The following is a 12,980-nucleotide window of genomic DNA, read 5'->3' as shown; positions in this document are numbered from 1 at the left end:
AAGCTAGAGTGTCATTATTTGATTTGCGTTTACAAGAGATACATAACAAGCTTCATGCCAAGGAGTTGTCAGTATCTGATCTTGTGGGAGAGGCTTTTGAGGCGATCCGTCAGAAGGACGAGCGTATTCAGGCGTATCTGACTCTGGATGAGGCGGGAGCACGCGCTGCGGCTGCACGCCTTGACAACAAGCTGGTGTCAGGTGAGGAGAAGGGACTTCTGTTCGGTCTTCCTGTGGGCATCAAGGATAATATGGTGACTGAAGGGCTTCGCACCACGTGCGCCAGCCAGTTCCTGTCCAATTATAATCCGATTTATGACGGTACCGCGGTGACCAAGCTTAAGCAGGCTGATTCGGTTACCATCGGCAAGCTGAACATGGACGAGTTCGCTATGGGCGGCTCCAATGAGAACTCGAGCTACCATCCTACCCGCAACCCGTGGGACCTCAGCCGTGTGCCTGGAGGCTCCAGCGGGGGTTCGGCGGCAGCGGTTGCCGCAGGCGAGGCTTATTTTACTCTGGGCTCTGATACCGGAGGTTCTATCCGCCAGCCAGCTTCCTACTGCGGTGTTGTTGGTCTGAAGCCAACTTACGGGCGTGTGTCCCGGTATGGATTGGTTGCTTTTGCTTCCTCACTGGATCAGATTGGTCCTGTAACTAAGAACGTGGAGGACGCGGCATATGTGCTGCAGGCTATAGCAGGTTATGACGCCAAAGATTCTACTTCGGCCAACGTAGAGGTCGATGATTATGTCAGCGCTCTGACTGGGGACATCAAGGGCCTTCGCATTGCTGTTCCGAAGGAATATCTTGAAGGTATTGATCCGAAGGTGAAGGAAGCGGTGCTTGAAGCGCTTCGTGTGCTGGAGAGTCTTGGAGCCGTATGGGAAGAGGTTTCTCTCCCTCATACTGAATATGCTGTTGCGGCGTACTATCTCCTGGCTTCCTCCGAGGCCTCTTCCAACCTGTCCAGATTTGACGGGGTAAGATATGGGGTGCGTGCGGATCATGGCGGCGGCCTGCTTGACCTCTATCATGAATCTAGAAGCCAAGGCTTTGGCCCGGAAGTGAAGCGCCGGATCATGCTGGGTACCTATGCGCTTAGCTCCGGTTACTATGATGCGTATTATTTGAAAGCACAGAAAGTGCGCACATTGATCAAGCGGGATTTTGACCAGACCTTTGAGAAATATGATGTCATTATCGGACCGACGGCTCCTACCACGGCGTTCCAGTTGGGATCTCAGGTGGATGATCCGCTCACGATGTACTTGAACGACATTCTGACCATACCTGTCAGCCTTGCAGGGGTTCCGGCATTAAGCGTTCCATGCGGTTTCGCGGATGGGCTGCCGGTCGGACTGCAGATTATCGGCAAGGCTTTTGATGAGAGCACCATTCTCCGCACAGCTCATGCTTATGAAGTACACACCGAGCATCACAAGCAACGCCCGGTTCTATAATAGAGAAGTATTAGGAGGTATCCCATGTCAACATCGAAATATGAAACGGTGATCGGACTGGAGGTGCACGTGGAGCTGCATACGAAGTCCAAAATATTCTGCGGCTGCTCCACCGAATTCGGTGCGCCCCCTAACTCCCACACTTGTCCTGTGTGCCTCGGCCACCCAGGCGTGCTGCCTGTACTCAACCGCCAGGCGGTGGAATATGCCATCAAAGCGGCGATGGCGCTGAATTGCGAAATCGGCGATGTCAGCAAGTTCGACCGGAAGAACTATTTCTACCCGGACTCTCCGAAGGCTTATCAGATCTCCCAATATGACCAGCCAATCGGTCTGAACGGTTATATTGATATCGAAGTGAACGGGACCACGAAACGCATCGGTATCAACCGTCTTCATCTTGAGGAAGATGCCGGTAAGCTGACACATATCGACGGAGGGTATGCTTCCCTGGTTGACTTCAACCGTGTAGGCACTCCGCTGATTGAGATCGTCTCCGAGCCTGAGATTTCTTCCCCTGAGGAAGCCCGGGCTTACCTGGAGAAGATGCGTGCCATTATGCAGTACTGTGATGTATCGGATGTCAAAATGGAAGAGGGCTCGCTCCGCTGTGACGCCAACATCAGCCTTCGCCCGCACGGGCAGAAGGAGCTTGGCACCAAGGCCGAGCTGAAGAATATGAACTCCTTCCGCGGTGTACAGCGCGGACTTGAATATGAGCAGTACCGACAAGCTGAGCTGTTGGATGAGGGAGAGAAAATTATTCAAGAGACCCGCCGCTGGGACGAGGCTCAAGGCAAGACGCTGTCCATGCGTGGCAAGGAGCAGGCTCACGATTACCGCTACTTCCCGGACCCAGATCTCGTAACAGTGCATATTGACCAGGAATGGAAGGACCGCATCCGCGCGACGATTCCAGAGCTGCCGGATGCCCGCAAAGCCCGCTATACGTCGGAACTGGGATTGCCGAGCTATGATGCTGAGGTCATTACCTCATCCAAACCTGTTGCGGACTTGTTTGAAGAGAGCTTGAAGTATACCTCGGATGCGAAGTCTGTATCCAACTGGATTATGGGCGATCTGCTGGGACACTTGAACAGCACCGGGCAGGAGCTTTCAGAAGTGAAGCTTACCGGGCAGGGACTGGGCGAAATGATCGGTCTGATTGAGAAAGGCACGATCAGCTCGAAGATCGCCAAGACAGTATTTAAAGAAATGCTCAGCAGCGGCAAGCTTCCTCAGGCCATTGTCGAGGAGCAGGGATTGGTCCAAATCAGCGATGAAGGGGCTATCCTGGCTATTGTTAACGAAGTGATTGCAGAGAATCCGGCTTCGGTTGAGGATTATAAGGCTGGTAAGGACAAAGCAATAGGCTTCCTGGTTGGACAAGTCATGAAGCGCAGCAAGGGCAAAGCGAACCCTGGACTTGTCAATAAACTGTTGGTCGATGTTTTGAAGCAATAAAGCGATGATTGGGCAGCTTTCACTGCAGGACCCGGATATTGTCCAGCAAATCTGGAGGCTCCAGCATATGGCTTTCCGCCTGGAGGCCAGCATGCTTGGGCTTCGTCATACCCCTGTTCTCCCGGAGACCTTTGACTCGTTGTCTGCTTCCTCTGAAGCTTTCTACGGCGAAATTTCAGAGGATGGCGATCTGCTTGGAGCTATTGCTGTAACTGAGGAACAGCCTGGGAATATGATGATTACAAGATTAATGGTTGAGCTCTCTCATCTCAGGCAGGGCATCGGGTCCCGTCTCTTGGAGCATGTGCTGATACACAATCCGCATATTCAAAGGTTCAGCGTATACGCAGGTACACTAAACACACCCGCCGTGGAGTTGTATCGGAAATTCGGCTTCATTCCTGTTGGAGCCCGGACGGTTGATTATGGAGTAGAGCTCACTTTGATGCAGCGGGAGATGTGACCGATAGTCTCTGCCTAATGGTTCAGAAGCTGATCCCCCCATTCATAGTTATGGGGGGATTTTTGCTTTCCACCCACTACCAAGTTACGCTATAGGAGCGGATCGGGTATGATCTAAATGAGAAGTGCATAGAGAATTAAAGACCGGAGAGGAGTCACGGGAATGTCCTTGAATCTTCCACCTGAGTCTGGGGGAGAAGCCGAGGTTCCGGCTGCCAAGCGTGGCGCGGGATTTAAGCCGAGACGGCGAAAACGCAAGTTTATTGCGGGTTTGCTGGCTGCACTGTTCCCTGGATTAGGCCATTTATATTTACGTTTGTTTCGCAAAGGAATATTTCTAATTTATCTGATCGTGCTGGATGTGTCCGCCATTCTTTATTTTTCCTCCGCCAAACTGGGGGTTAATGTTCCCTGGCTTATTCTGCTTGGCCTGCTGATTCCGATCGTCTACTTCTACAGTGTCTATGATGTCCTGCAAAATACAGATACGCTGAATGGAAGAAGGCTGAGCGGGGAAATAGATGCCTCACGAGCAGGTGTATTTAGTCAGGTGGGTTACGGACTGCTGTTAATCGCTGGCGGCGTGCTGGTGTTCTTGTTCCATGTGAAGCCGCCTTGGCTGGCCTGGGTCATTCAATATGGCGCGGGTTACATTGCAGCGGCTGTCCTTATAGCATGCGGCATAGGGATGGCCGTTCATGAGGCGCGGCGCAGACTTGTAAGGACAGGACGCTTTACAGCTTCAGCGGTAATGGCCGTGCTTGGAGTTCTGATTCTGCTTGATCAATGGGCGAAGCAGGACTACATTATTTTTCTGCTGAACTGGTGGCCGGTTATTCTAATTTTGCTGGGGATTGAATATATCATTCTCTTTTTGTGGAAGAGGTGGAAGCGTTCCAAGCTGGAGCGGAGATTCCGGCTGGATATCAAAGGATTGATAGTCTCTGCATTTATAGGGTTTTCCGTATTTGCGGTTACGCAGCAGGACCACTATCTTCATTTATGGAATCGGGTAAGCTTGGACCTCACCGCAGCAGGGACGGAATTCAGTGATGAGAAGGGCTATAGTGAAACACGCGAACCTATAAAGGTGCCGGTGGATCTGAAGACGTCAGAAGTGATGATAGACGGAATCAATGGCAAAATCGAGGTGGAGCGGGGCGCGGTTGAGGAGATCGTTGTGAAGTCCAAGGTGTGGATTGACGGCGTTGAAGCATCGGAGGCTGAGAAGATTGCTAAAGATCTCAGTGTCCAGGTAACCGAAGGCGCCCGTGTGGGAATATCGGTAAAGGATCGGACGTATGGGACATCTGGCAGCCGGCACCCGAGGGTGAACTTAACCATCATCGTTCCGGAGAACCGGAAGTTCGATTTTAATATCAGTACCACAAGCGGCGGAATTTCGCTGGCGAATTTGCAGGCGGTCACAGATATTTCACTTCAGACGGGCAGAGGAAATATATATATGAGCAACGTGACTGGGGATGTGACGGCCAAGACACTCAGCGGCCGGGTGGAACTGCACAACGTTATAGGTAAGGTGGATGCGGAATCCCTGGGGGGCAAGATGATTGGGATGGATATTTTCGGTCCTCTAAAATTGAATACGATGATCGGAGATATAACTGTTATCCGCGCTGATGATGATATAACCGCCAATACCCGCAATGGCAACGTATCGGTGGATGGAGTGTATTATAAGCTGCAGGCGGAATCGCTCAATGGACAAATCTCAGTCCGGTCGTCCGTTATCGGCGGAGACTGGTCGGTGTACAGCGCCGTCGGGGAGATTGATCTCCAAATTCCGGAGCTGGGAGACTACGCCTTAAACGGATCAAGCGGTTATGGTGAGATTAAGACCAACCTGCCTTTTGAAATTGATAACAAAACGATCAAGGGTACTCTCTTAACTGGAAAATATAAAATTAATGTGGAGGGCAACAGTGATCTAATTGTCAGAAGATATTCTAATTAGGATTCCAAAAGCCCCGGTGTGCCATGCTCCGTTGACAAACGAATTCTTGTAAACGTACAATAATGTTATCAATGTTAAAGCTGTGTAAGTGAGAGCAGCGAACTAAAGGCGGTGGACCTATTGACTACGCGCGTACAGAATGCGTTAGACCAACTGAAAACTAACGGTGTCCGCATCACGCCGCAGCGTCACGCCATTTTGACTTATTTGATGGAGTCCATGGGGCATCCGACCGCGGATGAGATATACCGGGCACTTGAGCCACGGTTTCCAAGCATGAGTGTGGCTACCGTATATAATAACTTAAAGATGTTTTTGGAGGCCGGTATGGTCCGGGAACTCACCTACGGGGACAATTCCAGCCGCTTTGATGCGGATGTGTCGGATCATTACCATGTCATCTGCCAATCCTGCGGTAAGATCAGAGATTTTAATTATGAACCCTTGACAGAAGTAGAACGTAAGGCGGAGCAAAGCACCGGTTTTCGGGTGTTCGGACACCGGATGGAGTTCTATGGCGTTTGTAACGATTGCCGAGGCCACTAAGGGCTGGAGAGCCAATATTACGTGCGGAATTCCGACTGGAATTCTTCACGTTTTTTTATTTTTCTAGCCGAAGTAAATCATGGAGGTACAGGATATTGAGAAATTCGAAGCACCGGCAGGGATATCGGATGGGGAAAAAGAAATCCACGGGCAAAGTATGGTTGACCCTGATCCTGTTAGCTGCAGCCGCTCTGGGAGCGGTATATTTGTGGCTGCCGAATTGGCAGCACGTGGATCCTGAGTGGAAGTCGATGAAGAAACCGATCTTTGTGGAGGGCAAGGCGATGAAGTACTCAGCCTCCGGTACAGGGGACAGCCTGAAGCTGCCGCTTCCCGTGATCCGGGAGATGATTGATCCTAACATCCGTTACGAGAAGGAAACGGAATCGGTCATTATTACAACTCCCAAAGAACTTGTTCATCTTAAGATCGATCATAAGGATGCGAAGATGAATAACAGACCGCTCAAGCTGCTGTTCGCTCCTACAACGGTAAAGGGAGTTCAATATCTGCCTGTCTCGCTGCTTAAGAAGCTCTATGGGTTGGAGTTCAAAGAGGACAAAACCACAGGAGCGGTTGTGCTGATGAAGGCGGGGGAAAAAGTCCAGTCCGCCAAGATCATCAGCAGCTCCTCGGATACGGTGCCTTTAAGGAGAGAAGACAGCATTCATGCGCCCATCCTTTACGATATTCCGCCGGGAGCCCCTGTCAGGCTGATCCGGAATGCGGGCGATTGGGCATTCGTTCAAATGGACAGCGGTTATGCTGGCTATGTAAAGCGGAAAGACGTTGCTTTGAAGGAGCTAAGAACTGTTCCAGAAGTTCAGGAGCTCCCGAATACTGCTCAGCAAAAATGGAATTCTAAGAAGGTCAACCTTACTTGGGAGGCGGTGTATCAGAAGCCTGCAGACCCTAAGGTGATCGGTACGCTGCCCGGAGTAAATGTGGTTAGTCCAACCTGGTTTCAAATCATGGATGACAGCGGGAATGTTCAGAGCAAGGCCGATGACGTTTATGTGACCTGGGCGCATAACAACAAGATGCAGGTATGGGCCCTTTTCAGCAACGCTTTCGACGCGGACAGAACAACGAAGGCCTTATCCAGCTTTGAGAACCGTCTCCGTTCGATAGTTCAAATTCTCCATTATGCCAAGCTGTATCGGCTGGACGGAATCAATATTGATTTTGAGAATGTACGGACAGAGGACGGAGAGAATGTAACCCAGTTTGTGCGCGAGCTCATGCCGCTAGCTAAGGAACAGGGACTTGTGATTTCGGTTGACGTTACCCCCAAGTCTAACAGTGAGATGTGGTCCAAGTTTCTCGACAGAGAGTCCCTTGGCGGACTGGTTGATTATATCATGCTAATGGCCTACGATGAGCACTGGGCGGCAAGTCCTGTTGCAGGCTCGGTAGCCTCCCTGCCTTGGACGAAGGCAGCTGTGAATCGTCTCTTGGAGGAGGATCGTGTTCCTTCGGACAAGCTGATTCTGAGTGTGCCGTTGTATACCAGGGTCTGGAGTGAGGAAATCAAGAATGGAAAGACGAAGGTCAGTTCCAAAGCGATCGGTATGAAGAAGGCTCAGGATATTATAAAGAGTTTTAAGTTGACCCCTACAGTTGATGAGAATGCAGGACAGCATTATGTGGAGTATGAGGAGAATGGGATCAAGAAAAAAATATGGCTTGAGGATGCCTACTCCATCAGACAGCGTGTAGAGCTTGCCGAAGAGCTTAATTTGGCTGGAGTCGCCTCATGGACCCGTGGGTTTGCTTCCCCGGAGGCTTGGCAGGAATTGAAGGCAATCGCCGAATAATATATAGAACTCATTTATTTTTAGATATAAAAAGAGGGTCTGCGTCTTTGGGTTGCAGGCCCTCTTGTAGTATCCAGCTACTTAAGGCTGGGAAGCCGAACTATATTCATACGTTGTTTATTTTGACTCTGCCCCGGAAATGGCCTGCTGCTTCTCAAGCTCATCTGCTGTAATGTTGGCTTTTTCGGGATCGAGGGTGAGTATGGTTTTGCAGAACATGCACCGGTCTGTCTTGCCCAGCATTTTGGTCAGCTTATGGCATTCTGGGCATTCTAATTGAACGGCCGTTGTGGACAACATCCCCGCCCAGAAGTAGATACCAAGGCTGCCCATCATGCTGATAAGGCCGATAACCAGCCCGATCGCCGCAATGATTTTTCCCGATTGACCCCAGAATACAATGCCTGCCGTACCAAGAACCATTAGCCCCATTCCCAGCATCGTAAGGAGCAGTCCCCATAGCCGGAACTCATTAATTTTACTGGATTTAAACAACATAGATTATACCCTCAATTCTGAATAGATTAGGATTGACTACAGATTAGAAGAAGGAAACTTGAATGCTGTGTAGAACTATATTATATCGAATCGGCGAGAACTCGCCAAGGTTGGAGGTTGCTGTGGAATCTACTCTTTTTTCTTTGGTGAATGATCACACGGTAGAACACCATGCGGTAGGCGCCATCGGTTACCGGCATTCCGGCGGAGGATTTCATGGCTCGCTTCTGCATGATTTTGAGCTTCTGGTCTTAATCATTTGCGACAATTGTGATTTGAGTCTGCAGATCGAACACTGTGTTAAAGGAAACTTGCAGTATCAGGTTTTATATGTCTCCCAACAGGATATGATTCAGTGGACACTCTCTGGGGAGCATAGGGAGATCATGCATTGTTTTATGAAAGGCGAAATTATATGGGAAACTCAAGGGAGAGTGGTTGATCTGCGTTCTCAGATTATGGAGTTGGAACAGACATTGAAGGAGCAAAGCCTGTTCAGAGAGTTCTCCAGATTTCTTCGCAGATATCTAGAAGCAAAGAGATACAGTGAAGACAGATATTTCATGGATGCTTATCACAGCGTTCTTGAAGCACTTCATCACTATGCCCGATTAGAATTATTGGAGCAGGGAATACAGCCTGGCGGATGTGTATGGGAGCAAATCAGCCACAGGGGATCTGTAGTGTTCAAGCTGTATGAGGAAATTACGGAGAGCAGCGAGACGCTTGAACAGCGGATACAGCTTGTTTTGCTGGCTTGTGAGTTCTCGGTAATGTCCAAAATGGCTCATTGCTGCAAATTCCTGCTGAATATATTAAGCAGCAGACACGAGCCTTGGAGTATACAGGAGTTATGTATGCATCCGGATTTGGTGCCGGTACGCGAGGAACTGCCCATGCTTCTGCGGAAACTGGTATACCGTTCTCTCGTTAGAGAGACGTCATTGGGGCATCAGGGAGGCGGTCCGACCTCACGTCACATCCGTTATTGGGCTAATTAGAAGGTCTGGGGGAAATAGGAATTCCAGATGGGTTGACGCATCTGGTAGATGTATGATAAATTATAACTCGCTGCTAAAAAGGTTGTAGAACTTTCGCGAAATTGAATCAAATAATTTTTCAAAAAAAGTTCTTGACTATTAGATGGCGAACNATAACGGTCCTAAGGTAGCGAAATTCCTTGTCAGGTAAATTCTGACCCGCACGAATGGCGTAACGACTTGGGCGCTGTCTCAACGAGAGATCCGGTGAAATTTTAATACCTGTGAAGATGCAGGTTACCCGCGACAAGACGGAAAGACCCCATGGAGCTTTACTGCAGCTTGATATTGGACTTTGATACGATTTGTACAGGATAGGTGGGAGCCTAGGAAGCCGGAGCGCCAGCTTCGGTGGAGGCACCGTTGGGATACCACCCTGATCGTATCGGAGTTCTAACCTAGTACCGTGACCCGGTACGGGGACCGTGTCAGGTGGGCAGTTTGACTGGGGCGGTCGCCTCCTAAAGAGTAACGGAGGCGCCCCAAGGTTCCCTCAGAATGGTTGGAAATCATTCGAAGAGTGCAAAGGCATAAGGGAGCTTGACTGCGAGACTGACAAGTCGAGCAGGGACGAAAGTCGGGCTTAGTGATCCGGTGGTACCGCATGGAAGGGCCATCGCTCAACGGATAAAAGCTACCCTGGGGATAACAGGCTTATCTCCCCCAAGAGTCCACATCGACGGGGAGGTTTGGCACCTCGATGTCGGCTCATCGCATCCTGGGGCTGAAGTAGGTCCCAAGGGTTGGGCTGTTCGCCCATTAAAGCGGTACGCGAGCTGGGTTCAGAACGTCGTGAGACAGTTCGGTCCCTATCTGTCGTGGGCGTAGGAAATTTGAGAGGAGCTGTCCTTAGTACGAGAGGACCGGGATGGACGCACCGCTGGTGCACCAGTTGTTCCGCCAGGAGCACAGCTGGGTAGCTAAGTGCGGAAGGGATAAGCGCTGAAAGCATCTAAGCGTGAAGCCCCCCTCAAGATGAGATTTCCCAGTATGTAAGACCCCTTGAAGACGACGAGGTAGATAGGCTGGGGGTGGAAGTGCAGTAATGCATGGAGCTGACCAGTACTAATCGGTCGAGGGCTTATCCAAAAATACCCGAAGGACGCAGTTCCTAGAAGGGTGCGCAAGTTCGTTTCGTATCTAGTTTTCAGGTGATCAAGCCTGAAATAATGATATTCCCTGATAGCTCAGTTGGTAGAGCACTCGACTGTTAATCGAGTTGTCACAGGTTCGAGTCCTGTTCGGGGAGCCATATGGAGAGGTGTCCGAGTTGGCCGAAGGAGCACGATTGGAAATCGTGTAGGCGTCACAAGCGTCTCGAGGGTTCGAATCCCTCTCTCTCCGCCATAATATTTTGTAAGGCCCGTTGGTCAAGGGGTTAAGACACCTCCCTTTCACGGAGGTAACAGGGGTTCGAATCCCCTACGGGTCATCACTTTCTTTAACAGCTTCAAGTGGGGATGAGAACCCATCAGGGTTCGTCGGAGCATAAACTTCGTTAGCATCCACTTCGTAGTCTCATTCGAAGAATGAGTATCCCCTACGGGTTATCACTTTCATTAAAAGTGATTTTACACTTGATTTACAGAAGGTTCATCTGGTAACATAAAGATTATGTTCAACCTATGGAGGCTTAGCTCAGCTGGGAGAGCATCTGCCTTACAAGCAGAGGGTCGGGGGTTCGATCCCCTCAGCCTCCACCATAATATACTTTTACTGACGCGGGGTGGAGCAGCCCGGTAGCTCGTCGGGCTCATAACCCGAAGGCCGCAGGTTCAAATCCTGCCCCCGCAATTGTTTTACTAGTGTGGAGCCGTGGTGTAGAGGCCTAACATGCCTGCCTGTCACGCAGGAGACCGCGGGTTCGAATCCCGTCGGCTCCGCCATTAACATCCTTGTGTATCGGGATGAGAATCTACTACGATTCACTGAGATACAATCAAATATTAAAATTATGGCTCGGTAGCTCAGTCGGTAGAGCAGAGGACTGAAAATCCTCGTGTCGGCGGTTCGATTCCGTCCCGAGCCACCATAATTCTTTACACCGTGCCGGTGTAGCTCAACTGGTAGAGCAACTGACTTGTAATCAGTAGGTTGGGGGTTCAAGTCCTCTCGCCGGCACCATTTATATGGAGGCTTAGTGAAGTGGCTAAACACGGCAGACTGTAAATCTGCTCTCTACGAGTTCGGTGGTTCGAATCCATCAGCCTCCACCATTTATAGGGGCATAGTTTAAAGGTAGAACAACGGTCTCCAAAACCGTTGGTGTGGGTTCAATTCCTGCTGCCCCTGCCATTTCTTATTTCAACTGAATCTTATGGCGGTCGTGGCGAAGGGGTTAACGCACCGGATTGTGGCTCCGGCATTCGTGGGTTCAAGTCCCATCGATCGCCCCATTTAATTTTAATGGGGATTAGCCAAGCGGTAAGGCAACGGACTTTGACTCCGTCATGCATAGGTTCGAATCCTATATCCCCAGCCATTTTAAATATGCGGACGTGGCTCAGCGGTAGAGCATCGCCTTGCCAAGGCGAGGGTCGCGGGTTCGATTCCCGTCGTCCGCTCCATTACATGGCGCCATAGCCAAGTGGTAAGGCACAGCTCTGCAAAAGCTTTATCCCCAGTTCAAATCTGGGTGGCGCCTCCATTTTATTTTATCTGGTATAACAACATCATGAGCATGCGCCCTTAGCTCAGCTGGATAGAGCGTTTGACTACGAATCAAAAGGTCAGGAGTTCGAATCTCTTAGGGCGCGCCATTTTCTCTAAATGAGAAATCTATGATGTGCCGGTGTGGCGGAATTGGCAGACGCGCGCGACTCAAAATCGTGAGGGAAACCGTGGGGGTTCGAGTCCCTTCACCGGCATCTCTAAAACAGACTTATAAAATTGCTTTAGGCAATTTTATAAGTCTGTTTTTATATTTTTAAGCAACTGCTCATGGCTTTACCATCCAACAAAGCGGCAGTCACTGTATGGCGGATTGTGATGGATTTGTTAAATTCATAAAGAATTCAAATGAGAATTATTCTCGATTAATTAGGTGAAATGATGAAAGCCGTTAGAGCAGATTTGTATGCTATTGAAAGCCTGCATCCTAGACACAGCACCCTTGTGGAAAGTCTAAACGGTTTGTACCGTCCAGAGTCGGCCGACTCTAATAGGCTGCAGGTACCAGAACAGTTCAGGCAGGATTCTGGGAAAGGTTCAAAGTAAGCTCTGCAGTAGAAATTGCGGTGTGTGATATGTGCTTTCATGCGAATATCGAGATGCGCAGTTACGAGCAGAACGGTTCTATCAAGTGGGGATATTGTCTAGGCGCTCCTATTGAATGGAAAGTCAACATGACGAAGCGGTCATACCGGCTTAAATCTGGGGGGATGTGGTATTATCAGGCTGAAACAGGGGAGAGTGCATCGCTGGCAGCGATGAGGCCAGGGGTGTGATCCCCCTTGGCTCCACCAAACATCAATATGGACTCTTAGCATAGTTGGTAGAGCAGTTGACTCTTAATCAATGGGTCCGGGGTTCGAGTCGCTGAGAGTTCATCACAGAAGAAACGTCAGAGATGCCGTTTTTTTGTTGTTTGCGTATCCAGATAAGCACGCATTTTCTAGCCAGTGAAAGCCCGGTCGATGTTGCAGGGTTTAATGATGCAATGGTCTCCAAAGGAAGAGCGAGTAAAGATACTGGTGAATGAGTTATACCAAAGATA

Annotated in this window: 8 protein-coding genes, 17 tRNA genes and 1 other annotated feature; of the genes, 24 read left to right on the top strand and 1 reads right to left on the bottom strand. The window is 49.9% G+C overall.

All coding sequences use genetic code 11. The annotated features are described in order from the left end of the window. Positions 1-8: 8 nt before the first annotated feature. From gatA to BN6628_RS20530, 6 genes are all read left to right on the top strand, one after another. On the top strand, positions 9-1,463 hold the full coding sequence (gatA, locus tag BN6628_RS20555; RefSeq protein WP_068620180.1) for an Asp-tRNA(Asn)/Glu-tRNA(Gln) amidotransferase subunit GatA: 1,455 nt from the start codon (positions 9-11) through the stop codon (positions 1,461-1,463). A gap of 24 nt (positions 1,464-1,487) precedes the next feature. Next, on the top strand, positions 1,488-2,927 hold the full coding sequence (gene gatB, locus BN6628_RS20550; RefSeq protein ID WP_068620179.1) for an Asp-tRNA(Asn)/Glu-tRNA(Gln) amidotransferase subunit GatB: 1,440 nt from the start codon (positions 1,488-1,490) through the stop codon (positions 2,925-2,927). A gap of 67 nt (positions 2,928-2,994) precedes the next feature. Further along, positions 2,995-3,390: a GNAT family N-acetyltransferase gene (locus tag BN6628_RS20545; protein ID WP_316245813.1), complete on the top strand. Its 396-nt coding sequence runs from the start codon at positions 2,995-2,997 to the stop codon at positions 3,388-3,390. 162 nt (positions 3,391-3,552) lie between these two features. Continuing rightward, a complete protein-coding gene (locus BN6628_RS20540; RefSeq protein WP_235847676.1) occupies positions 3,553-5,364 on the top strand; it encodes a DUF4097 family beta strand repeat-containing protein in 1,812 nt (603 codons plus the stop codon). A gap of 120 nt (positions 5,365-5,484) precedes the next feature. Then, a complete protein-coding gene (gene perR / locus BN6628_RS20535; protein ID WP_068620177.1) occupies positions 5,485-5,910 on the top strand; it encodes a peroxide-responsive transcriptional repressor PerR in 426 nt (141 codons plus the stop codon). Between the two features lie 95 nt (positions 5,911-6,005). Then, positions 6,006-7,727: a glycosyl hydrolase family 18 protein gene (locus tag BN6628_RS20530; RefSeq protein WP_316245812.1), complete on the top strand. Its 1,722-nt coding sequence runs from the start codon at positions 6,006-6,008 to the stop codon at positions 7,725-7,727. A 117-nt stretch (positions 7,728-7,844) separates the two neighbouring features. On the opposite strand, the gene BN6628_RS20525 is transcribed toward BN6628_RS20530, so the two are convergent. Beyond that, on the bottom strand, positions 7,845-8,225 hold the full coding sequence (locus BN6628_RS20525) for a DUF2614 family zinc ribbon-containing protein (protein ID WP_068620176.1): 381 nt from the start codon (positions 8,223-8,225) through the stop codon (positions 7,845-7,847). Positions 8,226-8,347: 122 nt separating this feature from the next. On the opposite strand from BN6628_RS20525, the gene BN6628_RS20520 reads away from it, so the two are divergent. The 18 genes from BN6628_RS20520 to BN6628_RS20435 all read left to right on the top strand — a co-directional run bounded on the left by BN6628_RS20520 (position 8,348) and on the right by BN6628_RS20435 (position 12,813). Then, positions 8,348-9,226, top strand: a complete 879-nt coding sequence (locus BN6628_RS20520) for a nucleotidyltransferase-like protein (protein ID WP_068620175.1) — start codon at positions 8,348-8,350, stop codon at positions 9,224-9,226. Positions 9,227-9,481: 255 nt separating this feature from the next. Next, positions 9,482-10,342, top strand: a sequence feature (23S ribosomal RNA rRNA prediction is too short). A gap of 99 nt (positions 10,343-10,441) precedes the next feature. Next, positions 10,442-10,517, top strand: a tRNA-Asn gene (locus BN6628_RS20515). Positions 10,518-10,520: 3 nt separating this feature from the next. Then, a tRNA-Ser gene (locus BN6628_RS20510) sits at positions 10,521-10,612 on the top strand. 13 nt (positions 10,613-10,625) lie between these two features. Continuing rightward, a tRNA-Glu gene (locus BN6628_RS20505) sits at positions 10,626-10,697 on the top strand. A gap of 195 nt (positions 10,698-10,892) precedes the next feature. After that, positions 10,893-10,968 (top strand) — tRNA-Val (locus tag BN6628_RS20500). Positions 10,969-10,985: 17 nt separating this feature from the next. Beyond that, positions 10,986-11,059, top strand: a tRNA-Met gene (locus BN6628_RS20495). A 15-nt stretch (positions 11,060-11,074) separates the two neighbouring features. Continuing rightward, positions 11,075-11,151 (top strand) — tRNA-Asp (locus tag BN6628_RS20490). Between the two features lie 70 nt (positions 11,152-11,221). Continuing rightward, positions 11,222-11,297: transfer RNA gene (locus BN6628_RS20485), tRNA-Phe, on the top strand. Positions 11,298-11,313: 16 nt separating this feature from the next. After that, positions 11,314-11,389: transfer RNA gene (locus tag BN6628_RS20480), tRNA-Thr, on the top strand. Positions 11,390-11,396: 7 nt separating this feature from the next. Continuing rightward, a tRNA-Tyr gene (locus BN6628_RS20475) sits at positions 11,397-11,481 on the top strand. Between the two features lie 5 nt (positions 11,482-11,486). After that, a tRNA-Trp gene (locus tag BN6628_RS20470) sits at positions 11,487-11,560 on the top strand. Positions 11,561-11,585: 25 nt separating this feature from the next. Then, a tRNA-His gene (locus BN6628_RS20465) sits at positions 11,586-11,661 on the top strand. A gap of 11 nt (positions 11,662-11,672) precedes the next feature. Next, positions 11,673-11,747 (top strand) — tRNA-Gln (locus tag BN6628_RS20460). Between the two features lie 10 nt (positions 11,748-11,757). Further along, positions 11,758-11,832: transfer RNA gene (locus BN6628_RS20455), tRNA-Gly, on the top strand. Between the two features lie 6 nt (positions 11,833-11,838). Continuing rightward, positions 11,839-11,912: transfer RNA gene (locus BN6628_RS20450), tRNA-Cys, on the top strand. A gap of 35 nt (positions 11,913-11,947) precedes the next feature. After that, positions 11,948-12,024, top strand: a tRNA-Arg gene (locus BN6628_RS20445). A 28-nt stretch (positions 12,025-12,052) separates the two neighbouring features. After that, a tRNA-Leu gene (locus BN6628_RS20440) sits at positions 12,053-12,132 on the top strand. A gap of 608 nt (positions 12,133-12,740) precedes the next feature. Beyond that, positions 12,741-12,813 (top strand) — tRNA-Lys (locus BN6628_RS20435). The last annotated feature ends 167 nt before the right edge of the window (positions 12,814-12,980 follow it).

It is taken from the genome of Paenibacillus tuaregi (assembly GCF_900086655.1).
GTDB lineage: Bacteria > Bacillota > Bacilli > Paenibacillales > Paenibacillaceae > Fontibacillus > Fontibacillus tuaregi.
Note: the sequence above shows the minus strand (reverse complement) of the source record. Positions and strands in the feature narration are given on the sequence as shown.

Bases quoted from the DNA above. Each gene is read 5' to 3' on its own strand.
- BN6628_RS20525 (WP_068620176.1), bottom strand. From the start codon at position 8,225: ATGTTGTTTAAATCCAGTAAAATTAATGAGTTCCGGCTATGGGGACTG.
- gatB (WP_068620179.1), top strand. From the start codon at position 1,488: ATGTCAACATCGAAATATGAAACGGTGATCGGACTGGAGGTGCACGTG.
- BN6628_RS20545 (WP_316245813.1), top strand. From the start codon at position 2,995: ATGGCTTTCCGCCTGGAGGCCAGCATGCTTGGGCTTCGTCATACCCCT.
- BN6628_RS20540 (WP_235847676.1), top strand. From the start codon at position 3,553: ATGTCCTTGAATCTTCCACCTGAGTCTGGGGGAGAAGCCGAGGTTCCG.